We start from the raw sequence: 24,644 nt of genomic DNA on the forward strand, positions 1-24,644 counted from the left end.
ATCCTCACATGATTAAATCAAGAAACTCCCCGAGCTGCCAGAAGCTGGCACCCGGCAACACCATTCCCTGAGGAAATTCGTTTGAGAATGCCATTGTTCCCTCGCTGCACTCCTCAAGAGCTAAGTATCGACGGCATCGTCCGCTGTTGATATACCGCCGCGCTGTGGCGCTGATCTCTTTCGTTATTAGGATAAGAGGTATACCTTCAGCCTCACAGCGCTGAACAAGCAGCGGTTGAAGATGTTCGTCGTTAAATCCATATCCGACGCAAAGAAATGATGCAGCATCCCGGATAGCCGCATCCGCACTCTGAATGATGGTCCGAAACGGCTCGCCATGAGTACGGCGGTACTTATCGATGCCCGGCGTCACGATTAGAGGTTCAAGACCCGGCGGTATCCGGTTCATCGGAGGCAGTGACACAACGGCGCCCCGGTCGTCAGAGAACCATCCGAAAGAACCGTGGACCTTCCATACATTCACCGCTCGTACCGGACGCCCTCCGATGTAGATCTTTGGAGGACTATGCTGTGCGCGATGGCCAATGAGGCCGTGCGTGAAGCCCGTGTATGCGCAAAATTGAGCGCCCTCTGCTGCGTATTCCGCAACACGATCATAGTTTGGCGTTACGACCTGCACCGTCTGCGTCGTACTGGCTAGCAAGTGCTGGAACAACCTGCTGAGCGGAAGAATCGATCGATTCTTAATCACTTCATGAAATACATCGATGTCGTGCTCGTTCAGAAATTGCCAGGTCACACGAACAACGTGTGAGGTCACTCGCTCAGTTAACGTGACCTCAGTAAGCGCGGACTCTAAGTCCGTATGAGGAATCCGATCACAAAAGGTCGCCCATCCGTGGCGATCTTTTTCATCCCATTGAGCAGGAATATCCGAGTTTCTCAAATGAGTGGCGAGTGGCCCCATACCAGGTATTCCGTACGGGACGGAAGCACCGCTACCCAAGACTATAAGAGGTACCCTTGCGGCACACTCTTGAGAAAAAGCCCGCACATGCTTTATCGCGTCCATTGATACTCTTCTTCGACGGAGTTTTTACGCTAATAGATTAGCGGCTTCAATTGCCAGGTTATTTCATCCCTCACGGGGATCTCATAGATAGATCAAAATTAATATCAAAGCCTTATCGAGCCACGCTCGTAAGTCGCACGCCAAGGCTTTGCGCATTACCAAAAAAATGGGAGCAATCTGCTCCCATTTTCATCAAACAACAACATTCAATCCCAGCTCAACGCCCCACCCGTCTGATACTCAATAACCCGCGTCTCAAAGAAGTTGCGTTCCTTCTTCAGATCGATCATCTCAGACATCCAAGGGAACGGATTCTCCTCATTCGCGAACAACTGATCCAACCCAATCTGCTGGCACCGCCGATTGCAAATGAACCGCAGATACCCCTTAAACATCGGCGCATTCAACCCCAGCACCCCACGCGGCATCGTGTCCTCCGCGTAGCGATACTCCAGATCCACCGCCTTCTTGAACAACTCCGTAATTTCAGCCTTAAACTCCGCCGTCCAAAGATGCGGATTCTCCAGCTTGATCTGATTAATCAAATCAATCCCAAAATTGCAGTGCAACGACTCATCCCGCAGGATGTACTGATACTGCTCCGCCGCCCCAGTCATCTTGTTCTGCCGCCCCATTGCCAGGATCTGCGTAAAGCCCACATAGAAGAACAGCCCTTCCATGATGCAGGCGAACACGATCAGGCTCTTCAGCAGCTTCTGGTCGTTTTCCGGCGTGCCGGTCTTGAACGACGGGTCGGTCAGGGTGTCGATGAACGGGATCAGGAACTCGTCCTTGTCGCGGATCGACTGCACTTCGTGGTACGCGTTGAAGATCTCGGCTTCGTTCAGGCCCAGCGACTCGACGATGTACTGGTAGGCGTGGGTGTGGATGGCCTCTTCAAAGGCCTGGCGCAGCAGGTACTGGCGGCATTCCGGCGCGGTGATCTGGCGGTAGGTGCCCAGCACGATGTTGTTGGCGGCCAGCGAGTCGGCGGTGACGAAGAAGCCCAGGTTGCGCTTGATGATGCGGCGCTCGTCCTCGGTCAGGCCGTTGGGATCTTTCCACAGGGCGATGTCGCGGGACATGTTGATTTCCTGCGGCATCCAGTGGTTGGCGCAGCCGGCCAGGTACTTTTCCCACGCCCACTTGTACTTGAACGGGACGAGCTGGTTGACGTCAGTCGAGCCGTTGATGACGCGCTTGTCGGCGGCGTTGACGCGGCGGTTGCTTTGCGCGGCGGCGGCGTTGGGGTTGTTGCCCAGGATGCCGGCTTGCGTGGCGCTCGGCGGCAGGACGCCTTGCTGGTCAGCGGTGGCAGCCGATGCAGCGGGTTGCAGGGCAGGCTGCGGTGCGGCCTGCGGGGTGGCTTGAACGTCGTCGTCCCAGCTCAGCATGATGTGGTTCTCCGTGATTCGGTTTGGGGGCGGCGGTGGTTGGTCAGGTTTGACGCTTCACTTCGTTGTTGCGCCGGCCCTCACCCCCGCCCCTCTCCCGCAAGCGGGAGAGGGGAGCAAACAAGGGGTGGTTCTTGCTCTCTAGTCTTTCCTTGCCTTATTGGCAGGCTTCGCACTCTTCGAAGCCGGGGTCGCCCGGGCGCATCGTGCAGACCGCGCCTTCGGCTTCCGGCATGGCCGGGGCCGAGGCGGCCGCTGCGTCCAGGGCGGAGCCGCTGTCGCTGCCCGACGACACCGCGTTCAGCGAGCCGCGCGACACGGTGGACTTTTCCACGTGGGTGGCGGCCATCGTGCGCAGGTAGTACGTGGTCTTCAGGCCGCGCACCCATGCCAGCTTGTAGGTGTCGTCCAGCTTCTTGCCCGACGCGCCGGCCATGTAGATGTTCAGCGACTGGGCCTGGTCGATCCACTTCTGGCGGCGGCTGGCGGCTTCCACCAGCCAGGTCGGCTCGACTTCGAACGCGGTGGCGTAGATGTCGCGCAGGTCTTGCGGGATGCGGTCGATGCGCGACAGCGAGCCGTCGAAGTACTTCAGGTCGGCAACCATCACTTCGTCCCACAGGCCGCGTTCCTTCAGGTCGCGCACCAGGTAGTCGTTGACCACGGTGAACTCGCCCGACAGGTTGGACTTGACGTACAGGTTCTGGAACGTGGGCTCGATGCAGGCGGACACGCCGATGATGTTCGAGATCGTGGCGGTCGGCGCGATCGCGATGCAGTTCGAGTTGCGCATGCCGTGCTGCTTGATGCGGGCGCGCAGGCTGTCCCAGTCCATCGTGCTCGACAGGTCCACGTCCAGGTAGCCGCCGCGCTCTTCGGCCAGCAGCTTGAGCGAGTCCTGCGGTAGGATGCCGCGGTCCCACAGCGAGCCGGCATAGGTCTCGTAGCGGCCACGCTCTTCGGCCAGCTCCGTGGAGGCCTGGTAGGCGTAGTAGCACACGGCTTCCATCGAGGTGTCGGCGAACTTCACTGCGGCATCGCTGGAATACGGCGTGCGCAGCACGTGCAGGCAGTCCTGGAAGCCCATGATGCCCATGCCGACCGGACGGTGGCGCAGGTTGGAATTGCGCGCCTTGTCCACGGCGTAGTAGTTGATGTCGATCACGTTGTCGAGCATGCGCATGGCGGTGCGCACGGTCTTCTGCAGCTTGGCGTGATCCAGCGCGTAGGTGCCGTCGGCCTGCTTCGCCATGTGGGCGACCAGGTTGACCGAGCCCAGGTTGCAGACGGCGATCTCGCTCTCATTGGTGTTGAGCGTGATTTCCGTGCACAGGTTGGAGCTGTGGACGACGCCGACGTGCTGCTGCGGGCTGCGGATGTTGCAAGGATCCTTGAAGGTGATCCACGGGTGGCCGGTCTCGAACAGCATGCCCAGCATCTTGCGCCACAGTTGCAGCGCCGGCAGCTTCTTGAACAGCTTCAGTTCGCCGCTGGCGGCCTTGGCTTCATAGCCCAGGTAGGCCTTCTCGAATTCCTTGCCGACCTTGTCGTGCAGGTCCGGGCAGGTGGCGGGCGAGAACAGGGTCCACTCACCGCCTTCCATCACGCGCTTCATGAACAGGTCCGGGATCCAGTTGGCCGTGTTCATGTCGTGGGTGCGGCGGCGGTCGTCGCCGGTGTTCTTGCGCAGTTCCAGGAACTCTTCGATGTCCAGGTGCCACGTTTCCAGGTAGGCGCAGACGGCGCCCTTGCGCTTGCCGCCCTGGTTCACGGCCACGGCGGTGTCGTTCACCACCTTCAGGAACGGGACCACGCCCTGGCTCTTGCCGTTGGTGCCCTTGATGTGCGAGCCGAGCGCGCGCACGTTGGTCCAGTCATTGCCCAGGCCGCCGGCGAACTTGGACAGCAGCGCGTTTTCCTTCAGCGCTTCGTAGATGCCTTCCAGGTCGTCCGACACCGTGGTCAGGTAGCACGACGACAGCTGCGAGCGGCGGGTGCCGGAGTTGAACAGCGTCGGCGTGGACGACATGAAGTCGAACGACGACAGCAGCTGGTAGAACTCGATGGCGCGCGCTTCGCGGTCCTTCTCGTTCAGCGCCAGGCCCATGGCCACGCGCATGAAGAAGGCCTGCGGCATTTCGATGCGGGTTTCATCGATATGCAGGAAGTAGCGGTCGTACAGGGTCTGCAGGCCCAGGTAGTTGAACTGGAAGTCGCGGCCGGCGTCCAGCGCGGCGCCCAGGCGGGCCAGGTCGAAGGTGGCCAGCTTTTCATCGAGCAGCTCGGCTTCGATGCCGCGGGCGATGAACTTGGGAAAGTACTCGGCGTAGCGGCTGGACATCTCGCCCTGGGTCACTTCGGCACCCAGGATTTCCTTGCGGATCGTGTGCAGCAGGATACGGGCGGTAACCTGGCTGTAGTTCGGGTCCTTTTCAATCAGGGTACGCGCGGCCAGGATGGCGGAGTCGTACACCTGCGTCATCGGCACGCCTTCGTACAGGTTCTTCAGGGTTTCCTTCAGGATCGGCTCGGCGCTCACTGCGTTGCCAAGGCCGCTGCAGGCGTTGTCGATCAGGTCATGCAGCGCGGCGATGTCCAGCACGTGCGTGACGCCGCCATCGGTCACGTTGACCGAGATGCCGCCTTCCTGCACGCGGGCCACGGCCTGGGCGTTGGCCTGGGCGCGCTCGTCCTTGCGCTTCTCGCGGTACAGCACGTAGGCGCGGGCCACTTCATGCTCGCCCGAGCGCATCAGCGCCAGTTCCACGTGGTCCTGCACGTCTTCGATATGGATGGCGCCGCCGTTGGGGCGGCTGCGCACCAGTGCGCGCACGACGTTGTCAGTCAGTTGCTCGACGATCTCGCGCACACGCGCGGACGCGGCGCCCTGCCCGCCGTTCACGGCGAGGAAGGCCTTGGTCATGGCAACGGCGATCTTGGACGGCTCGAAAGCCACCACGGCGCCGTTGCGTCGAATGATCTTGTGATCCGGGTAGTTCGTATTGGCGGCGTTGGCGGGGGTCTGCTGCGCGGTCGGTGCAATACCGGCGGCGGCGCCACCCGTGGTGATTTCGTTCTGGGCCGTTTGCATGAGAACTCCTTTTTTTACCCTGGAAATAAGAGACAAAAGAGTCCCTGGCGAAATGCGGCGAAAAGAACGTCCCTCCCGGCGTGAGGTCGGGGGCGGATAGACTGCCTTTACGTGAACATTTCGCCAGGGACTCTTGTGATTCGCTGGCCTTAGCGGGCGGTTTCGAGACGATGCACGAACTTCGTGATCCCTGACTCACCCTTGGGGCCGGCTCCCCGGTTTGACTACTAGATATAGTGTGTGATGCGTGAAACTGGGCTAAGTATAGTGAAACGAATCCGAATGACCAGTCTTGACAAGCGCTATTTCGGGGGCGGTTGCGCCGATGCGGCAGCGCCACATGCCCGCAAGCCTAATACTCGCAAGGGTTTTCGCCAGACCGTTCGCAACTGCACATTTCACAAAAATTTTTTTGATTGTTGCGAGGTTGCGATAGCCCCACCCCGAGGCAGGGCATGTGCGCCGGAACGGGGCGCACGGGGATGGGGAATGACGTTAAGAATTCGTCACCTGGCCAGCCGCGCCAGGGCACTGGTAGGGCAACATGCCGGGCGCCACGCCGGCCTGCCTGGCAAAGCGTGCCCAGTCGAAATGCGGGCCGGGATCGGTCTTGCGCCCCGGGGCGATGTCGCTGTGCCCAGCAATCGCGCGCACCGGGTAGACGGCCAGCAGCGCCGGCACCAGCGCGGCCACGGTGTCGTACTGGGCCAGGGTGAACGGCAGGTCGTCGCAGCCCTCGATCTCGATGCCGATGGAGAAATCGTTGCAGCGGGCGCGGCCGAAGAAGTCGGACTGTCCGGCGTGCCAGGCCCGCTGCGTGCACGGGACAAACTGCACCAGTTCCCCCTCGCGCGTGACCAGGAAGTGCGCGGACACCTGCACCTGGTGGATGGTGGCAAAGTACGGGTGCTTGTTGGGATCGAGCCGGTTCTGGAAGAAGGCCTCGATGTCGCCGCTGCCGAACTGGCCGGGCGGCAGGCTGATGTTGTGCAGCACCACCAGGTCCACCGGCATGCCGGCCGGGCGCTCGTCAAAGTTTGGTGACGGCACGCGGCGCGCGGCGGGGACCCAGCCGTCGGCCTCTGGCAGATAGCGGTGCTCGGGCTTGCTCATGACGTGCCCTCGCCTTCCACGGTGCTGCGTTCGGCGGCGTCCATGGCCTCGCGGATGCCCAGTTGCTGGATACGGTAGCGCAGCTGGCGCAGGTTCAGGCCCAGCAGCGGCGCGGCCGCGGTGCGGTTGAAGTTGGTCTGCGCCAGCGCCTGCAGGATCAGCTCGCGCTCCACGGCTTCCAGCCTGGCTTGCAGGTCGATCGGGAAGACGATGCCGCGGCAGGCGCGTTCGGCGGGATCGCCGGCGGGCTCGGGTTCGGGCGCGCTGGCCGGGGCGGGCACCACGGGCGGCGGCTCTGCCGGGGCCGGCGCGGGAGCGGCGGCCGGCGGCACCGGCGCCCACATGCCTGCGGCGCCCCAGGGGGCGGAATAGTTGGTGGGCGCCATCGCCGGCGCGGGGGCATGCATCAGCCCGGCGCGCTCGGCGCCGGCGTCCAGCGGGCCCAGGTCGGCCAGCTCGATCTCTTCGCTCTCGGCAAAGGCGTAGGCGCGCTCCAGCAGGTTCTCCAGCTCGCGCACGTTGCCGGGGAACGGATAGGCCACCAGCCGTTGCAGCGCCGCCGGCGACAGCCGCTTGGGGCGCGGGTCGCCGTAGCGCACCGCCAGGTGGTCCAGGATGGCGCGCGCCAGCACCGGGATGTCTTCACCGCGCTCGCGCAGCGTGGGCATGCGCAGCGCCAGCACGTTCAGGCGGTAGTACAAGTCCTGCCGGAACTGCCCGGCCGACACCATCGCCGCCAGGTCCTTGTGGCTGGCGCACATCACGCGCACGTCGACGGCGTCTTCGCGGCTGGCGCCGATCTTGCGCACGCGGCGCTCCTGCAGCGCGCGCAGCAGCTTGACCTGCATCGGCAGCGGCAGGTCGGCCACCTCGTCGAGCAGCAGCGTGCCGCCGTTGGCGGCCTGGAAGAAGCCGCCGCGCTCCCCGTCGGCACCGGTGAAGGCGCCTTTGACATGGCCGAAGAACTCGGACTCCATCAGGTTCTCGGGGATGGCGCCGCAGTTGACGGCGATAAACGGATGCGCGGCCCGGCCGCTGGTCGCGTGGATGGCGCGCGCGGCGCGCTCCTTGCCGCTGCCGGATTCGCCGCTGATCACCACCGGCGCCATGCTGCGCGCCAGCCGCGACAGCGAACGGCGCACCTCCAGCATGGCGGCGGAATGGCCGGGCAGCAGGGCGGCGGCGCGGTCGGCGGCCTGCTCGGCCGCGGCGGCTTCGGCATCGGTGCTGTCGCGTTGCTGGCGGCCCAGCGCGTTCAGCACCAGGCTGCGCAGCTGCTCCAGCGATACCGGCTTGGCGATGTAGTCGAAGGCGCCGGCCTTGAGTGCTTCCACGGCGTTGTCGGCGCTGCCGTAGGCGGTGATGACCGCCACCGGGATGCGTTCCGGCGCGGCCGACAGCTGGCGCACGATCTCGATGCCCAGGCCGTCGCCCAGGCGCATGTCGGTCAGCACCAGGCTGTAGCGGCGCTGCGCCAGCTTCTCGCGCGCCTCGGCGAGCGAGCCGGCCAGCACCACGTCATGGCCCATGCGGCGGATCGAGATGTCCAGCAGCTCGCGCAGGTCGGCCTCGTCGTCGATGACCAGGATGGGATCGGGCGCTCGGGACATTCGGGGTGGCATGGGGTGGTGGCTGGGTTGGGACAGGTCAGGCGGCGGCCGCATCGGCACTCTCGATGCGCAGCGTCAGCACGAAAGCCTTGGCCGGCAGTGTATCGCGCGCGGCGGCGGCCAGCATGCCAGTGCGCTCCAACAGCGCCGGCAAGGCGATGGCGCCGTAGCGCACCTGGGCGTCATTGGCGCCGCACAGCTCGCGCGCCATGAACAGGCCCAGCCCGGTGCCCTGGGCGTTGCTGGTGAAGAACGGTTCGAACAGGCTGCGCTGGTGCTCGCGCGCGACTTCGGCGCCGTCGTTCCAGACGATCAGCTCGGCATGGTGCTGGTCCAGCGCATGCGCCAGCAGCCGGATCGATCCCGGCAGCCGGCTGCAGTAGCGCCAGGCGTTGTCCAGCAGGTTGCCCAGCACCTGCTGCAGCTGCGAGGCGTCGAACACCACCGGCTGGGCCACGTCCACGGTCAGCCGGATGGCATTGGCGTTGATGTCGGCCCGGCCCGCCGGGCGGGTCTCGCCGGCGCGCGGGCGGCGCGAGCGCATTTCGGCGCGCCAGCGCTCGACGATCTCGGGCAGCGCCTGCGCCAGGTGCACGGTGCTGCGGCCGGTGCGCGGGCGGCGCGACATCTGCAGCACGTCTGACACCACCTGGTCCAGCCGGCGCACGTTGTCGTTGATGATGCGCAGCAGGCGGGCGTCGATATCGACATCGGCGCCGCCATGGTCCTGCGCGGCGGGATCGCGCCGGCCGGAATCGCCCAGCAGCTCGCTGGCCTGGCTGATTGCCGCCAGCGGGTTGCGGATCTGGTGCGCGATGCTGGCCACCAGCCGGCCCATGGCGGCCAGCTTTTCCTGCTGCACCTGCTCGGCGATGCGTTCCCAGCTTTCGATATGGACCAGCACGGTGTCGCGCATCTCGTTGCGCAACAGGGCCTCATCCTCCTGCGACCAGGCCATGGCCTCGTTCTGGGCGATGGCCAGGCGCAGGCGGCCGGCGGCTTCGGGCGACAGTTCGCTCCAGGCGGCGGTATCCAGCGTGGCCGGCACGGTGCGGCCATGCGCCATGGTCGAGCGCAATCCTGCCAGCCCCGGCAGCACAAAGCGCAGCCGCAGCCGGGTGTGCTGCATGGTGCCGTCGGCCAGCGCGGTGCCGGACGCCATCGGCAGCAGCTGCAGGATGCGCGGCACGTCGTCCTTGCTGTGCAGCCAGTCGCGCAGCATCTCCATCAGCGGCTGCAGGCGCGGGATGCGGCGCAGGTCGAACAGCACTGCTTCTCCGCCCTGACCTGCCGCACCACCCAGCCGGCGCGAGTAGATGCGCTCATGCGGCTGCACGCCCAGCAGCACCACCGCCGCGGGGTTGGCGGCCACCACCGCGCCGTTGGCGCGCACCAGCATCACGCCGTCCTGCATGTCGTTGACCATGAGCCGGTTGACCAGCTGCTGCAGGCGCAGCTCCTGCTCGCGCGCCAGCGCCAGGCGCTCCTGCGCGATCTGGCGGTTGGCCAGCATATACATCAGCAGCGCCGCGATCATGAACACCAGGCCGAACAGGCCCGAGCCCAGCAGCCCGGCATCGGCCTGGTGCAGCAGGATGGTGTGCATGAAGGGCCCGCTCATCACCACCAGCGCGGAGATCGACGCGGCAAACAGCGCGAACAGCAGGCTGGTCAGTGCGCCGGCTTCCAGCGCGGGCAGCAGGAAGATCATGGCCAGGCCCTCGGCCTGCCCGCCCCGCCCCAGCACGCTGAAGACCAGCGCCAGCAGGGCCAGGTCGGCCAGCACCTGCACCCGCACGCGCAGATGGAAGTGCCGGCGCCACAGCGTGCCGGCCAGCATCGCCACGGCAATGCCAAGATAGGGCACGGCGATGGTCATGGCCGCCGCGTGCTCGATGCCGCCCAGGCCCCCGAGGTCGAACGGCACGGGCGGGATCGCATTCGTGATGGCGGTGACGGAGGCCGGCTCGCCGCGCCGCATCAGCGCAAAACCGACCAGCAGCAGGCCCACGGCCACGCGGGTCCAGCAGAAATAGCGCAGCAGGCGCCAGTGAAAGTCAGGCGGCTCGGGCTGGCGCCACAGCTGGGCCAGGCCGCGCCAGGCGTTCAGCCGCTGCCAGCCCGACGACGCCGGCTCTGTCATGCGCGGGGGCCGCTGCTGCTGTCGCTGCCCTCGGCCCGGCTTTCGTCAGGCAGGTGGCTGCGGCGGCAGTAGTGCAGGCCGCGCCAGGCAATGGCCTCGCCCTGCGGCAGGTGCACGCCGCACTGGGCGCACTGGACCATGGGTTCGGCGGTGGCGTCGGCCGGGCCGGCGGCGGCAGTGCGCTCGCTGGCCTCGCGGGCCTGGCGTGCGCGGTGTTCAGCCAGCCGCGCCTCGGCGCGGGCGCGCAGCCACCAGATGACGCCCAGCACCACGGCCAGCAGGATCAGGATACGTGCCATGGGGAATCAGAGGCGATGCAGGACGACTTCAATCACGAAACGGCTGCCGACATAGGCCAGCAGCAGGATGCCGAACGAGGCGATGACCCAGCGCAGCGCCACCTTGCCGCGCCAGCCGCGGAAGATGCGCCCGGCCAGGATGCCGCCGAACATGGCCCACGAGATCAGCGCGAACACCGTCTTGTGGTCCAGCCGGAAGGCGCGGCCGAACAGGTCTTCAGAGAACAGCAGGCCCGAGCCGATGGTCAGCGTCAGCAGCACAAAGCCGGCGCCAATCAGCCGGAACAGCAGCTTCTCCAGCGTCAGCAGCGGCGGCAGCAGGTCCAGCCAGCGGCCCAGCCATTCGCTGGGTTGCTGCTCCGGCGGCCGCGCCGGCGCGTGCCGGAAGCCATGCAGGCGCCGTTCGGCCAGCAGCATCAGGAAGGCGTGGAACGCCGCCAGCGTGAACAGCCCGTAGGCCACGTTGGCGATGATGAAATGCAGCTTGAACAGCGGCCGCGCCGCGTAGCCCAGGATCTGCGAGCCGGGGAAGGCCAGCGGCATCAGGCTGGCCACCAGCGCCACCGGGATCACGATCAGGCCCAGCCCCGCCAGCGAGAAGAAGAAGCTTTCGATCCAGTAGATGCCCACGCCCAGCCACAGCATGGCCGACAGTGCGAAGGCAAAGCCGAACATCATGCGCTCGGCCGGGAAGATGGTTTCATGCAGCAGCATGCCGTGGCTGGCCAGCGCCGCCAGCATCAGCACGTGCCACCAGGCCGGGCGCCCTTCGCCGTGCGCGCCGCCCGCCGGGGGGATGGGGCCGCCGCCGGCCACCAGCACGGCCGAGGTCGCCCCCCCTGCCGGGCCGGCAGCGGTGGCAAGGCGTGGGTGGCGCGTGGCCCAGCCGTGAAAGGCCAGGCCGCAATAGAGAAGTGCCGTCAGGGCATACAGTACAATGACCATTTACGCAGTTTACCTTAGTGCCCACGGACGGTGGCGGCCCGCTTGAACCGGTGTAGCAGGTGTTCCAGGCCCGCCCCGTGTGCAAGACTGCCTCCGATTTCAGCCCCGAGCCCTGCTCCGACTTCTCCCCCGATTCCTGCCATGCTGGACAATCTCACTCAACGCCTGGCGCGTGTGGTCAAGACCATGCGCGGCGAGGCGCGCCTGACCGAGGCCAACACCGCCGAGATGCTGCGCGAAGTGCGCCTTGCCATGCTCGAAGCCGACGTGGCGCTGCCGGTCGTGCGCGAATTCGTTGCCCGCGTGAAGGAAAAGGCCATGGGCGAGGAGGTTGTCAGCAGCCTCACCCCGGGCCAGGCCCTGGTCGGCGTGGTCCAGCGCGAGCTGACCGCCGTGATCGGCGGCGCCGACGCGGCCAGCGGCAACAACAAGGAAGCCGAGCTGAACCTGGCCGTGCAGCCGCCCGCCATCATCCTGATGGCGGGCCTGCAGGGCGCCGGCAAGACCACCACCGTGGGCAAGCTGGCCAAGTGGCTCAAGGAAAACAAAAAGAAGAAGGTGCTGACGGTCTCGTGCGACGTCTACCGCCCCGCCGCTATCGCCCAGCTCAAGACGGTTTCCGAGCAGGTCGGCGCTGACTTCTTCCCGTCGCAGCCGGACCAGAAGCCGGCGGACATCGCCCGCGCGGCGGTGGACTGGGCGCGCAAGCACTACCACGACGTGCTGATCGTCGACACGGCCGGCCGGCTGGGTATCGACGAGCTGATGATGCAGGAAATCGCCGCCCTGCACGCCGAGCTGAAGCCCGCCGAAACCCTGTTCGTGGTCGACGCCATGCTGGGCCAGGACGCGGTCAACACCGCCAAGGCCTTCAACGACACCCTGCCGCTGACAGGCGTGGTGCTGACCAAGCTGGACGGCGACGCGCGCGGCGGCGCGGCGCTGTCGGTGCGCCATATCACCGGCCGCCCGATCAAGTTTGTCGGCGTCGGCGAAAAGCTGGACGGCCTGGAGCCCTTCTACCCCGACCGCATGGCCCAGCGCATCCTGGGCATGGGCGACATCCTCGCGCTGGTCGAGGAAGCCCAGCGCGGCGTGGACATGGAAGCGGCCGAGAAGCTGGCCAAGAAGATCAAGAAGACCGGTGACTTCGACCTGGAAGACTTCAAGGCCCAGATCGGCCAGATGAAGAAGATGGGCGGCCTGGGCAGCCTGGTCGACAAGCTGCCGGCGCAGTTCGCCCAGCAGGCGCAGGGCGCCAACATGGACCAGGCCGAGAAGCAGGTGGCCCGCATGGAAGGCATCATCAACAGCATGACGCCCACCGAGCGCGCCAAGCCCGAGCTGATCAAGGCCAGCCGCAAGCGCCGCATTGCCGCGGGCGCCGGCGTGCCGGTGCAGGAAGTGAACCGCCTGCTCAACCAGTTCGACCAGATGCAGTCCATGATGAAAAAGCTCAAGGGCGGCGGCATGATGAAGATGATGCGCCAGATGGGCGCGATGAAGGGCGGCATGAAGGGCCTCTTCAACCGCTAGAATCCGTCCGTCGCACCCCGACTTGCCTCCCCCCGCAAAAGAACAGGAAAGACATCATGATGAGTGCCGTACAGGCCCGCGAGCTGTGGGCCAACTCCGAGGAAATCGTCTCCGCCGCGGAAGTCCAGGCGTCGCTGGACCGCATGGCCGCGGAAATCACCGCCAAGATGGGCGATGCCTTCCCGCTGGTGCTGTCGGTGATGGGCGGCGCGGTGGTCTTCACCGGCATGCTGCTGCCCAAGCTGGCCTTCCCGCTGGAGTTCGACTACATCCACCTCTCGCGCTACAACAACAAGACCGTGGGCGGCGAGATGCAGTGGCGCGTGGCCCCGCGCGAGTCGGTCAAGGACCGCGTGGTGCTGGTGCTGGACGACATCCTGGATGAAGGCGAGACCATGGCCGCGATCCGCGAGCGCATCATGGACATGGGCGCCAAGGAATTCCACGCCGCGGTGCTGTGCGAGAAGACGCTGACCAAGATCAAGCCCATGCATCCGGACTTCTGCGGCTTTGCCGTGCCGGACCGCTATGTGTTTGGGTGCGGCATGGATGCCAAGGGCTACTGGCGCAACCTGGACTCGATCCGCGCGCTGGTTTGATCAGTTAATACAGGCACCCGCCCGGGTGCCTGCCCCGGCGCCATCCTCAGGCGCCCAGGATCGGCCACAGCGAGGCCAGCAGCAGCACGGCCATGCCGATATTGAAGGCGCGCAGCACCCGCGGACGCGCCAGCCAGCGCCGCAGCGCAGAGCCGCACAGTGCCCACATCGCCACGCTGGGCAGGTTCACCACCCCGAAGATCCCCGCCAGCAGCAGCACGTTGAGCCACAGGTTGCCGTGCAGCACATAGGTGCTGCACGCACCCACCGCCATCACCCACGCCTTGGGATTGACCCACTGGAACGCCGCCGCCGCCCAGAAGCCCATCGGCCGCTTGACCTGCTGGTCCTGCACGCCGCCGGCGGTGGCCAGCTTCCACGCCAGCCATATCAAGTAGACCGTCGCCACCACGCGCAGCACCTGCCAGGTCCACGGGAAGGCGTGGAACATCGATCCCAGCCCCAGCCCGACCAGCCCCACCATCAGCGCAAAGCCAATGCTGACGCCGAGCAGGTGCGGCACCGTGCGCACGAAGCCGAAGTTCACGCCCGAGGCGAGCAGCATCGTGTTGTTGGGACCGGGGGTGATCGACGACACCAGCGCAAAGCCGGCAAACGCGGCAAAAACACCGGTTCCGGCGGCGAGTTGGGACACTTCCATGACTGACTCCAGGACGTTCAGGGAAATCAGTCTACGGTCAGTTAGCGGTACAGTACCGGTACAATTTTTGGAATTAATGCCGATACGGCGCCGGGCACTGGATCAGTACCGCGCAGTGCGCTCCTGCGAAACACAATCAGGCGTCGCTGCGGTACGGCCGTTCGCGCAGCCATTTGGTGGCGATCCACTTCTCGCCGGATGCCACCGGCAGGCCCGCGTGCAGGGTGCGTTCGTCCAGCGTGCCGTCGGGCAGCAGGTAGCTGAAGTACACCGCGTTGCCCTTGACCGGCGCCACCTCCAGCCCCACGCGCGGGAACGCGGTGGCGCCGCCCGCCTCGGGCGTGTTCAGGTAGATCACCAGGGTGGCGATGCGCTGCCCGCCGACGGACAGCTGGCGCGCCTCGCCGGGGCGCTGCGGGTTGAAGTAGTCGAAGTGCGGCTGGTACTCGCCGCCGGGCTTGTAGTTGAGGATCTGCAGGCCTTCGCCGTGCTCGGCGGGCACGCCGGTGACGGCGGCGATGCGCGCCTCGATGCGCGCGATCAGGGCGTGCTCGGCCACCTGGAACATCGCGCCCATGCTGGTGCGGGCGTCGATCAGGTTCTCGTCGCCGGTATCGGGGTTGACCACCGGCGAGCGCGCCAGGCGGCCGCGCGACAGCGCCACCAGGGCATCGCACTCGTCGTCGGTCAGCAGTTGCTGGAACAGCTGGACCTGCGGCGACGCGAGCCGGAACAGGATCGGCACCTGGCGGTCGCCGCCATCGGCCGCGTAGAGCGCGGGGGGGCCGGCGGTGGCGGCAGGGCGGGCCGGCGCGGCGCCATCGGCGCCTTGTGCGAAGGCCGCGGCCACGGCCCGGCGCGCAAAGGCGTCGTCATAGCCCGAGCGCAGCATCGACAACACCAGCGCATCGGCGGCAAAGCCCTGGGCGATATGCCGGGCCAGCCATTGTTCAAGTTCGGGCGAGGATTCGGTGTAGCCGGTCTTGCCGCCGGCAACGGATGCTTCGCGGATCATGACGGATTGGCGGTGACGCGCTGCGACGAGAACGGGTTGCGGGCAGGCGGCTCGGACACCGGTGCGCGCGGGCGCGACGGCGCGATCTCGGGCTCGCCGGCCACGGTGACCGTGGCTTCGGAATACTGCCAGCGCTTCCACGCCGCCAGCACCGCGTTCGGATATTCGGGGCGGCCGCGGCTGCCGTTGTAGCGGCCCAGCGCCAGGTACAGGTCGCCCTGCTCGCGGTCCAGGTAGTAGCGCAGGATGGTGCAGCCGTAACGCAGGTTGCTCTGCAGGTGAAACAGCTTGCGCGGGTCGCTGTCGCCGATGGCGCGCACCCAGAACGGCATCACCTGCATCAGCCCGCGCGCACCGGCCGAGCTGATCGCGTACTTGCGGAAGTTGCTCTCGACCTGGACCAGGCCCAGCACCAGCGCGGGCTCCAGCCCGGCGCGCTTGGCCTCGTAGTAGGCCACCTCGATCAGTTCCACGCGCACCTGCGGCTCGGGGATGCGCGAGGCCAGGCGGGCGGACATCTCGCCCAGCCATTTCAGGTAGGCCAGGCGCTCGCCGCCGGACGCAAATACCGGCCGCGTGGGCCGGTCATCGGCGATGGCGGCGGCCAGCGCGCCGCGCACGGAATCGGCGAGGTCTTCTTCCTTCTGCGCGCCGGCGTGGGCTGCCATGGCCGCGACGGCCAGCAGCAGCCCGCCCGCGCAGCGGCGGGCGGCACCGGTCATGCCGCGGGCGGCGCGCATGGGGCTCAGTTCGCCAGCTGGCTGCGCACGTGGCCGACCACGTCGGCCACGCTGACGGCGGTGGCCTGCGCGTCGCGCCGGCCCTGGTACTCGACCTTGCCTTCCTTCAGGCCGCGGTCGCCCACCACCACGCGGTGCGGCACCCCGATCAGCTCCCAGTCGGCAAACATCACGCCCGGGCGCTCGCCGCGGTCGTCCAGGATGACGTCCACGCCGGCGGCCAGCAGCTCGGCATGGATGCGGTCGGCCTCGGCCTTGACGGCTTCGGAGCGGTCGTAGCCCACCGGGCAGATCACCACCGCGAACGGCGCGATCGCGGCCGGCCAGATGATGCCGCGCTCATCGAAGTTCTGCTCGATCGCCGCGCCCAGGATACGGGTGACGCCGATGCCGTAGCAGCCCATCTGCATCGGCTGGGTCTTGCCGTTCTCGTCCAGGAAGGTGGCGTTCATCGATTCCGAGTAACGCGTGCCCAGCATGAACACGTGGCCCACCTCGATGCCGCGGCAGATTTCCAGCGTGCCCTGGCCGTCCGGCGAGGCGTCGCCGGCGACCACGTTGCGCAGGTCGGCCACGACCGGCTCGGGCAGGTCGCGGCCCCAGTTGACGCCGGTGTAGTGGTAGTCGCGGTAGTTGGCGCCGCAGACGAAATCGCTCATGTTGGCGACGGTGCGGTCGGCCACCACCTTGACCGGCTTCTTCGCGCCGATCGGGCCCAGGTAGCCCGGCGGCGAGCCGAAGGCATCGACGATCTCGTTCTCGGTGGCGAAGCGGAAGTCGGCCAGGCCCGGCACCTTGGACGCCTTGACCTCGTTCAGCTCATGGTCGCCGCGGATCAGCAGCAGCCAGATCTCGGCGCCGGCCTCGGTGTCCTTGGCCAGCACGATCGACTTGACGGTGCGCTGCAGCGGGATGCCCAGGAACTCGGCCACGTGCTCGCACTTGGCCTTTTCCGGGGTGGCGGTCTTGACCAGGTCTTCGGCCGGCGCGGCGCGGCTGGCCAGCAGGGGCAGCGCCTCGGCGGCCTCCATGTTGGCGGCGTAGTCCGAGGTCGGGCAGTAGACGATGGCGTCTTCGCCGGTGTCGGCGATCACATGGAACTCATGCGAGCCCGAGCCGCCGATGGCGCCGTTGTCGGCCGCCACGGCGCGGAATTCCAGGCCAAAGCGGCGGAAGATGCGCACGTAGGCGTCGTACATGTTCTCGTACGACTTGCGCAGGCCGTCCGTGTCGCGGTCGAAGGAATAGGCATCCTTCATGGTGAACTCGCGCCCGCGCATGATGCCGAAGCGCGGCCGGCGCTCGTCGCGGAACTTGGTCTGGATCTGGTAGAAATTGACCGGCAGCTGCTTGTAGCTGCGGATTTCCGAGCGGGCGATGTCGGTCACTACCTCTTCCGAGGTCGGCTGGACCGCGAAGTCGCGCTCATGGCGGTCCTTCAGGCGCAGCAGCTCGGGGCCCATCTTGTCCCAGCGGCCGGTTTCCTGCCACAGCTCGGCCGGCTGGATCACCGGCATGGACAGCTCCACCGCGCCGGCCCGGTTCATTTCCTCGCGCACGATGTTCTCCACCTTGCGGATCACGCGCAGCCCGATCGGCATGTAGTTGTAGATGCCGGCGCCCAGCTTCTTGATCATGCCGGCGCGCATCATCAGCTTGTGCGAAACGATTTCCGCGTCGGCGGGCGCTTCCTTGAGGGTGGAAATGAAGAATTGCGAGGCTTTCATCCGTAATTTCTCTCTGGGCCGCCGGGCTCGGGAAAACCCGTCCCGGCAAAATCCGGGGGCCGGCGGCACTGAATTGTGGGCACGCGCCTGAAACTGCCCTTCCGCTCGGGGAAAACCAGCATCCCCCGGTCCGGGCCCGGCTGCGCGCTTCCTTTATAATCAGCGTAATTCTAAAGGATTCGAGGTGCAGTCATGCTCGATCGTGAAGGCTTTCGCCCGAACGTCGGCATCATCCTCCTCAACGCACGAAACGAGGTTTTCTGGGGCAAGCGAATCGGCGAACACTCCTGGCAGTTCCCGCAAGGTGGCATCAAGTACGGCGAAACGCCTGAACAGGCCATGTACCGCGAACTGCATGAGGAAATCGGCCTGCTTCCGGAGCACGTCAGGATCGTCGGTCGCACGCGCGACTGGCTGCGTTACGAGGTGCCGGACAAGTTCATCCGCCGCGAGATCCGCGGCCACTACAAGGGCCAGAAACAAATCTGGTTCCTGCTGCGCATGGCCGGCAGGGACTGTGATATCCATCTGCGTGCCACCGAGCACCCTGAATTCGACGCCTGGCGTTGGAGTCATTACTGGGTGCCGCTGGAGGCGGTGATCGAGTTCAAGCGCGATGTCTACCAGCTGGCGCTGACGGAGTTGTCACGCTTCCTGAACCGGCACGCGCGTGTGCCGCTGAGTCCCTATGGCACACACGGCACGCACGGCCCCCACGGCATGCATGGCCGGCATGGCGGGCCGCGCAGCCAGGCGCTCAGCCGCGCCCAGCAGGCGCAGCAGGCCGACGCCGACTGCAATGCCGAGGCCGCGCACGCGACCGAGCACGATTCACCGGCAACGCCGGTTTCCACCTCACGGAGCACTGATGACTAGTTTCACCGGCCTGGGCCGCCGCCGCGGCCTGACCGCTGCCGGCATGCTGATTGCCGCGGCCAGCCTTGCGCTGGCCGGCTGCAAGACCACCGGCAAGGAGATGGCGGAGGAAGAAAGCACCTGGCTCAACCCGTTCGCGCCCAAGACCTTTGATGAGGCCAAGGCGATGCTGCCGGCACCGCCTCAGGACGCCAACCTGATCCCGTTCTCGGTGTCGGGCACCGGCTCGCTGTCATTCGCGGTGGACGGCAAGTCGGTCTCGGTCGGCAAGGACAACGTGGTGCGCTACACGGTCGTCACCACCAGCCAGAGCGGCGCGCGCAACGTGACCTTCGAAGGCCTGCGCTGCGATGCGTTCGAGCGCAAGCTCTACGCCACGCTGCCCAAGGGCGCCACCGAGTGGGTGCCCAACAGTAGCGACTACGGCGAGACCTGGCACCGCATGGAGACTGGCGTGCGCAATGCCTATGCCGCCACGCTGGCGATCGATTTCTTCTGCGAGGGCCGTACCGTGGCCGGCACCGCCGACGCCATGGTGCGCGACCTGCAATCGCGAGCGCCGCGCAAGCGCTGAAGCACGCAGCGTCGACATAAAAAAAACGGCGGGACTGCCTGGCAGCCCCGCCGTTTTTGTTTGCGCCCGGCCTGTACGCCCGTCAGACCAGCACCAGGTTGTCGCGATGGATCAGTTCGGGCTCGTTCAGGTGCCCCAGCACGGACTCGATCTCGGATGAGGGCTTGCGCGCGATCAGCCGCGCCTCGGCGCTGGAATAGTTGGTGATGCCGCGCGCCACCTCCTTGCCCTGCGCGTCGACGCACGCGATCACCTCGCCGCGGGCGAACTCGCCCTGCACTTCCGTCACGCCGATCGGCAACAGCGACTTGCCGCCGCTGGTGAGCTTCTCGACCGCGCCGTTGTCGATCACGACCCGGCCGCGCAGCTGCAGGTGGTCGGCCATCCATTGCTTGCGCGCCGTGAGCCGCCCGGTCGGCGCCAGCAGCTGGGTGCCGATGGCCTCGCCCGCGGCCAGGCGCTCCAGCACGTTGGCCTCGCGCCCGGAGGCGATGGTGGTATGGGCGCCGGACTTGGCTGCGCGCTTGGCCGCCAGGATCTTGGTCAGCATGCCGCCGCGCCCGATCGACGTGCCGGCGCCGCCGGCCATGGCTTCCAGCTCGGGGGTGCCGGCCAGGGCCTCGTCCACGAACTGCGCGGCCGGGTCCTTGCGCGGGTCGGCGGTGTACAGGCCGCGCTGGTCGGTCAGGATCACCAGCGCGTCGCCTTCGATCAGGTTGGTCACCAGCGCGCCCAGCGTGTCGTTGTCGCCGAACTTGATTTCGTCGGTGACCACGGTGTCGTTCTCGTTGATGATCGGCACCACGCCCAGGGACAGCAGCGTGAGCAGGGTCGAGCGGGCGTTGAGGTAGCGTTCGCGGTCGGCCAGGTCGGCGTGGGTCAGCAGCACCTGCGCGGTGCGGATGCCGTAGCGGCCGAACTGGCTTTCATAGACCTGCGCCAGGCCCATCTGGCCGACGGCGGCGGCGGCCTGCAGCTCATGGATTTCCTTCGGGCGGCGCACCCAGCCCAGGCGCTGCATGCCTTCGGCGATGGCGCCGGAGCTGACCAGCACCACTTCCTTGCCGGCCACGCGCAGCTTGGCGATCTGGGCCGCCCAGCGGGCGATGGCGTCGTGGTCCAGCCCCTTGCCGTCGTTGGTGACCAGGCTGGAGCCGACTTTGACGACGATGCGCTTTGCCTGCGCGATGACCGATTGCATGACGGGAATCCTGTCTCCCGGGCAGCCGGCGGCGGGCGCCGCGCCCGAATTGTCCGTGGGTATTCTTCTGTGGTGGGGCGCCAGCGGCGGCCCCGGCTTATGCCTCGCCCTGCCCCTGGTCGACGTTGTGCAGGCGCTCGTCCAGCCGGATGTCCGGCTCGGCCAGCGCCGCGGCTTCTTCGGCCTTGATCGCCTGCAGGTGGTCCTTGATCGCGTAGATCAGCTCGCGGCAGCCTTCGCCGGTCAGCGCCGAAATCTGGAACACCGGCCCCTTCCACTTGTAGCGCTTGATGAAATCCTTCACGCGGGCCGCGCGCTCGCCCTCGGGAACCACGTCGAGCTTGTTCAGCACCAGCCAGCGCGGCTTGTCGTACAGGGTTTCGTCGTACTTCTTCAGCTCGTTGACGATGGCCTTGGCCTCGGCCACCGGGTCGACTGCCTCGTCGAACGGCGCCAGGTCGACAATATGCAGCAGCAGGCCGGTGCGCTGCAGGTGGCGCAGGAACTGGTGACCCAGGCCCGCGCCCTCGGCGGCGCCTTCGATCAGGCCGGGAATGTCGGCGACCACGAACGATTGCTCATGGTCCACGCGCACCACGCCCAGGTTCGGGTGCAGCGTGGTGAACGGATAGTCCGCCACCTTCGGGCGCGCGTTGGAGATATGCGAGATAAAGGTCGACTTGCCGGCGTTGGGCATGCCCAGCAGGCCGACGTCGGCCAGCACCTTGAGCTCGAGCTTGAGCATGCGGCGCTCGCCCGGCTTGCCGTCCACCTGCTGGCGCGGCGCGCGGTTGGTACTGGACTTGAAATGCAGGTTGCCCCAGCCGCCCATACCGCCTTCGGCCAGGCACACGCGCTGGCCGTGCTCGGTCAGGTCGGCGATGACCTCGCCGGTGTCCATGTCGGTGATCAGCGTGCCCACCGGCATGCGCAGCGTGATGTCCTCACCGGCGGCGCCGTAGCAGTCGGAGCCGCGGCCGTTCTCGCCGTTGCGGGCCACGTGCTTCCTGGCATAGCGGAAGTCGATCAGCGTATTGATATTGCGGTCCGCCACGGCGAACACGCTGCCGCCGCGGCCGCCATCGCCACCATCCGGGCCGCCGAAGGGCACAAACTTCTCGCGCCGGAACGAGGCGCTGCCATTGCCGCCGTTGCCGGCGATGGCTTCGATTCGGGCTTCGTCTATGAACTTCATGATGATGGGTTTCCGTGATGGATCGGCGGATCAGCGGCTGGAAGCCTCCGACCGGGCTGGCGAACTGACATTGTCGCCAGAAAAGAAAAGGCCCCGCAAGCGTTGCGGGGCCTTCATCCTGCAAAGGCTGTTATCAGGCCGCCGGAACGACGCTGACTTGCTGCTTCTTGGCAGGGCCCTTGACGGCGAACTGCACGTGGCCGTCCACCAGGGCAAACAGCGTGTGGTCCTTGCCCACGCCGACGTTGTCGCCGGCATGCACGCGGGTACCGCGTTGGCGGATGATGATGCCGCCGGCGTTGATGGCCTGGCCACCAAACACCTTCACGCCCAGACGCTTCGATTCGGAATCACGGCCGTTCCGCGTGGAACCGCCGCCTTTTTTCTGTGCCATGTCTTACTCCTGTCGCTTTACCTGGTTACGCTCGATCGATCAGGCAACGATCGCTTCGATGCGCAGTTCGGTGTAATTCTGACGATGGCCCTGACGCTTCTGGTAGTGCTTGCGACGGCGCATCTTGAAGATCTTCACTTTGTCGTGACGACCTTGGGAGATAACGGTAGCCTTGACGGAAGCCCCGCTAACCAGCGGCGTACCAAACTTGATTTGGTCGCCGGCGCCCACTGCGAGCACCTGGTCGAGCGTGATTTCTGCGCCAATGTCTGCCGGTATCTGTTCTACTTTCAGTTTTTCGCCAGCAGCAACCTTGTATTGCTTGCCGCCGGTTTTTACGACCGCGTACATTGTCGAACCTCTCGGATGTGAATAAAACGCCGTATGCCGGCACTGGCGCACCCTGCGCGGCCGGTCAATTGCACGGCCTGGCGCCTGGGCGGGCTCAATGCGGCCCGGTTATCTCCCGCCGGTCAGAACCCGCAAAGCGAGCGCAGCTACCGGAGGAAACCGGGAATTATAAATGAGATCCGGGAAAAGGGCAAAGAAAACAGGCACATAGCCTGTGTGCGGCGGCATCGCCACAATGCAACCGCGCCCTGGCTCAGGTCAGGTCGGCGAGCAGGAATCCCGCCAGTGCCGCAAACGCCACCCAAAGGGCGGTGCGGCGCAGGTGGCGACGAGGCACGGGCTTGTTCATGGCTGCATTATAGTTGCGCGCCTTGCGAACACCCTGAGCGCATACCCTGAGCGCGAATCTTTAGAAGCGCGCCATACGTAGAACGCCACGCGCATCGCATATAATCGTCCGGTTTTGCGTAACGGTGATCATCTTGTCCCAGCCTTCCGCCACTGCCTTGCTTGCCCCGGTCGCTGCAGACATGCGCGCGGTCGATGCTGTTATCCGCCAGCGGCTGTCTTCTGAAGTCCCCCTGATCGAGCAGATCGGCGAATACATCATCGGTGCCGGCGGCAAGCGCCTGCGCCCGGTGATCCTGCTGCTGACAGCGCGCGCGATGGGCTACGACGGCAACCGCCACCATGAGCTGGCCGCCGTGGTGGAGTTCATCCACACCGCCACCCTGCTGCACGACGACGTGGTCGACGAGTCCGAGCTGCGGCGCGGGCGCGATACCGCCAATGCCGTGTTCGGCAACGCCGCCAGCGTGCTGGTGGGCGACTTCCTCTATTCGCGCGCGTTCCAGATGATGGTCGATGCCGGCAGCATGCGCATCATGGAGATCCTGTCCAACGCGACCAACGTGATCGCCGAGGGCGAGGTCCTGCAGCTGCTGAACATGCACGACCCCGACGTCACCGTCGAGCGCTACCTGCAGGTGATCCGCTACAAGACCGCCAAGCTGTTCGAGGCCGCCGCGCAACTCGGCGCCGTGCTGGCCGGCGCCGACGCCCGGATGGAAGAAGCCGCGGCAGAGTATGGCCGCCGCATCGGCACCGCCTTCCAGCTGATCGACGACATGCTGGACTACACCGCCAGCGCCGAGCAGATGGGCAAGAACGCCGGCGACGACCTGCGCGAAGGCAAGCCCACCCTGCCCCTGCTGCACCTGCTGGAACACGGCACGCCCGAACAGCGCCAGTTGGCGCGCGACGCCATCGTGCGAGGCGGCACCGAGCATTTCGATGCCGTGTTTGCCGCGATCCACGCCAGTGGCGCGCTGGACGTCACCTTCGAAGCCGCGCGGCGCGAGGCTGAAGCCGCCGAACAGGCGGCACGGCAGTTCCCGCCGTCGGAACTGAAGGAAACCCTGATCCAGCTCTGCGCGTTCTCATTGCAACGGCAGTCCTGACGCAACCGCGGGGAAGGCAGCGGAAGCGGGCAGAACGGCGATTTTCCTCGCCCTCTTCCATTCCCCAAAAAACGCTGCTAAACTTACGTTCTTTGCTGCAGACGGTCAGACGTTTGCCAGCAAACCAAATCGGGGTGTAGCTTAGCCTGGTAGAGCGCTACGTTCGGGACGTAGAGGCCGGAGGTTCGAATCCTCTCACCCCGACCAGATTTAAAAGGCCGAATCAACGTCAGTTGGTTCGGCCTTTTGTCTTTCTGCCCCCCTCCCCGATCCTCCGGCAACTCATCCCTTGATCGCCTTGCGCTGACGCTTGAATGCCTTCAGGTCGGCCGCGGAAAACAGCTGGCTACGACCCACTACCGCATGGGGCGCGAGCTTGCCGTCGCGCACCAGCCGCCGGAAGGTGGCAATTGAAACTTCGAGGTATTCGGCCGCCTCCGCGGCGGTGAAATCTGCTTCCGCGAGGTGGCCAAAGACTTCCTCGTGCGAGAAGTCCTCGTCCTTGAAAGCCTGCTCGCCCACCAGCGTGAAAAACTTGATGCGCTCCTGCGCGGGCATCTTGCTGACGGCCTTCATCAGGTCTTCTGCGGTCATGATGGTCATCCCTTTCTCTCTTCATCCTCGATCGCCAGGTGCAGCGGCTTGTGCGCCTTCTTGATGAACTGCATGAAGGGCTTCCTGCAAATT

The 24,644-nt window shown here is 66.0% G+C and carries 22 protein-coding genes and 1 tRNA gene; 6 read left to right on the forward strand and 17 right to left on the reverse strand.

The window, feature by feature from the left end; genetic code table 11:
• Positions 1-4: 4 nt before the first annotated feature.
• From AC1Q6V_RS31195 to AC1Q6V_RS31230, 8 genes are all read right to left on the reverse strand, one after another.
• Positions 5-928 carry an SIR2 family protein gene (locus AC1Q6V_RS31195; RefSeq protein WP_454749903.1) on the reverse strand — a complete coding sequence of 308 codons (924 nt, stop codon included), beginning with the start codon at positions 926-928 and terminating at the stop codon, positions 5-7.
• A 311-nt stretch (positions 929-1,239) separates the two neighbouring features.
• Positions 1,240-2,427, reverse strand: coding sequence for a ribonucleotide-diphosphate reductase subunit beta (locus AC1Q6V_RS31200; RefSeq protein ID WP_116313103.1), 1,188 nt, complete (start codon positions 2,425-2,427; stop codon positions 1,240-1,242).
• A 157-nt stretch (positions 2,428-2,584) separates the two neighbouring features.
• A complete protein-coding gene (locus AC1Q6V_RS31205) occupies positions 2,585-5,518 on the reverse strand; it encodes a ribonucleoside-diphosphate reductase subunit alpha (protein ID WP_454749904.1) in 2,934 nt (977 codons plus the stop codon).
• 495 nt (positions 5,519-6,013) lie between these two features.
• Positions 6,014-6,631 (reverse strand): 1,6-anhydro-N-acetylmuramyl-L-alanine amidase AmpD, encoded by a 618-nt coding sequence (ampD, locus tag AC1Q6V_RS31210; protein WP_454749905.1) that lies wholly within the window; start codon positions 6,629-6,631, stop codon positions 6,014-6,016.
• On the reverse strand, positions 6,628-8,253 hold the full coding sequence (locus tag AC1Q6V_RS31215) for a sigma-54-dependent transcriptional regulator (protein WP_193385846.1): 1,626 nt from the start codon (positions 8,251-8,253) through the stop codon (positions 6,628-6,630). Before AC1Q6V_RS31215 ends, ampD begins: the two co-directional genes overlap by 4 nt.
• A gap of 25 nt (positions 8,254-8,278) precedes the next feature.
• Positions 8,279-10,384, reverse strand: coding sequence for a sensor histidine kinase (locus tag AC1Q6V_RS31220; RefSeq protein WP_454749906.1), 2,106 nt, complete (start codon positions 10,382-10,384; stop codon positions 8,279-8,281).
• Positions 10,381-10,683, reverse strand: a complete 303-nt coding sequence (locus AC1Q6V_RS31225) for a PP0621 family protein (protein ID WP_454749907.1) — start codon at positions 10,681-10,683, stop codon at positions 10,381-10,383. The genes AC1Q6V_RS31220 and AC1Q6V_RS31225 overlap by 4 nt, the downstream gene beginning before the upstream one ends.
• Positions 10,684-10,689: 6 nt before the next feature.
• On the reverse strand, positions 10,690-11,628 hold the full coding sequence (locus tag AC1Q6V_RS31230) for a cytochrome C assembly family protein (RefSeq protein ID WP_010814736.1): 939 nt from the start codon (positions 11,626-11,628) through the stop codon (positions 10,690-10,692).
• 141 nt (positions 11,629-11,769) lie between these two features.
• Here AC1Q6V_RS31230 and ffh point away from each other — a divergent pair, with 141 nt between their 5' ends.
• Positions 11,770-13,164, forward strand: a complete 1,395-nt coding sequence (gene ffh, locus AC1Q6V_RS31235; protein ID WP_010814737.1) for a signal recognition particle protein — start codon at positions 11,770-11,772, stop codon at positions 13,162-13,164.
• 56 nt (positions 13,165-13,220) lie between these two features.
• A complete protein-coding gene (locus AC1Q6V_RS31240; RefSeq protein ID WP_011616075.1) occupies positions 13,221-13,763 on the forward strand; it encodes a hypoxanthine-guanine phosphoribosyltransferase in 543 nt (180 codons plus the stop codon).
• 46 nt (positions 13,764-13,809) lie between these two features.
• Here AC1Q6V_RS31240 and AC1Q6V_RS31245 read toward each other — a convergent pair whose 3' ends face one another.
• From AC1Q6V_RS31245 to AC1Q6V_RS31260, 4 genes are all read right to left on the reverse strand, one after another.
• The gene (locus AC1Q6V_RS31245; protein ID WP_010814739.1) at positions 13,810-14,424 is read right to left on the reverse strand and encodes a LysE family translocator; all 615 of its coding nucleotides are present in this window, start codon (positions 14,422-14,424) and stop codon (positions 13,810-13,812) included.
• Positions 14,425-14,560: 136 nt separating this feature from the next.
• Positions 14,561-15,439 carry a 2OG-Fe(II) oxygenase gene (locus AC1Q6V_RS31250; RefSeq protein WP_010814740.1) on the reverse strand — a complete coding sequence of 293 codons (879 nt, stop codon included), beginning with the start codon at positions 15,437-15,439 and terminating at the stop codon, positions 14,561-14,563.
• The gene (locus AC1Q6V_RS31255; RefSeq protein ID WP_454749908.1) at positions 15,436-16,179 is read right to left on the reverse strand and encodes a lytic transglycosylase domain-containing protein; all 744 of its coding nucleotides are present in this window, start codon (positions 16,177-16,179) and stop codon (positions 15,436-15,438) included. The genes AC1Q6V_RS31250 and AC1Q6V_RS31255 overlap by 4 nt, the downstream gene beginning before the upstream one ends.
• A gap of 5 nt (positions 16,180-16,184) precedes the next feature.
• Positions 16,185-17,906: a proline--tRNA ligase gene (locus tag AC1Q6V_RS31260; RefSeq protein WP_011616078.1), complete on the reverse strand. Its 1,722-nt coding sequence runs from the start codon at positions 17,904-17,906 to the stop codon at positions 16,185-16,187.
• 192 nt (positions 17,907-18,098) lie between these two features.
• Between AC1Q6V_RS31260 and AC1Q6V_RS31265 the strand changes: the two genes are divergently transcribed.
• Together AC1Q6V_RS31265 and AC1Q6V_RS31270 are read left to right on the forward strand one after the other, a co-directional pair.
• Positions 18,099-18,782 (forward strand): RNA pyrophosphohydrolase, encoded by a 684-nt coding sequence (locus tag AC1Q6V_RS31265; protein ID WP_010814743.1) that lies wholly within the window; start codon positions 18,099-18,101, stop codon positions 18,780-18,782.
• Entirely contained in the window at positions 18,775-19,356 is a 582-nt protein-coding gene (locus AC1Q6V_RS31270; RefSeq protein WP_010814744.1) for a CNP1-like family protein, read from the forward strand. Before AC1Q6V_RS31265 ends, AC1Q6V_RS31270 begins: the two co-directional genes overlap by 8 nt.
• 82 nt (positions 19,357-19,438) lie before the next feature.
• Here the strand turns inward: AC1Q6V_RS31270 and proB are convergent, their stop codons facing one another.
• The 4 genes from proB to rplU form a co-directional block, all read right to left on the reverse strand.
• Entirely contained in the window at positions 19,439-20,557 is a 1,119-nt protein-coding gene (gene proB / locus AC1Q6V_RS31275; RefSeq protein ID WP_010814745.1) for a glutamate 5-kinase, read from the reverse strand.
• Between the two features lie 97 nt (positions 20,558-20,654).
• Complete coding sequence (gene obgE / locus AC1Q6V_RS31280; protein ID WP_454749909.1) at positions 20,655-21,752, reverse strand: GTPase ObgE; 1,098 nt, start codon at positions 21,750-21,752, stop codon at positions 20,655-20,657.
• A gap of 133 nt (positions 21,753-21,885) precedes the next feature.
• A complete protein-coding gene (gene rpmA / locus AC1Q6V_RS31285) occupies positions 21,886-22,146 on the reverse strand; it encodes a 50S ribosomal protein L27 (protein ID WP_010814747.1) in 261 nt (86 codons plus the stop codon).
• Between the two features lie 39 nt (positions 22,147-22,185).
• Positions 22,186-22,497 (reverse strand): 50S ribosomal protein L21, encoded by a 312-nt coding sequence (gene rplU, locus AC1Q6V_RS31290; protein ID WP_006576525.1) that lies wholly within the window; start codon positions 22,495-22,497, stop codon positions 22,186-22,188.
• Between the two features lie 530 nt (positions 22,498-23,027).
• Between rplU and ispB the strand changes: the two genes are divergently transcribed.
• A complete protein-coding gene (gene ispB / locus AC1Q6V_RS31295) occupies positions 23,028-23,957 on the forward strand; it encodes an octaprenyl diphosphate synthase (protein ID WP_454749914.1) in 930 nt (309 codons plus the stop codon).
• Between the two features lie 130 nt (positions 23,958-24,087).
• Positions 24,088-24,164 (forward strand) — tRNA-Pro (locus AC1Q6V_RS31300).
• Positions 24,165-24,239: 75 nt separating this feature from the next.
• Here AC1Q6V_RS31300 and AC1Q6V_RS31305 read toward each other — a convergent pair.
• A complete protein-coding gene (locus tag AC1Q6V_RS31305; RefSeq protein ID WP_234788259.1) occupies positions 24,240-24,533 on the reverse strand; it encodes a helix-turn-helix domain-containing protein in 294 nt (97 codons plus the stop codon).
• Positions 24,534-24,644: the final 111 nt, after the last annotated feature.

The sequence above is a fragment of the Cupriavidus sp. GW823-FHT07B10 genome (genome assembly GCF_058794355.1).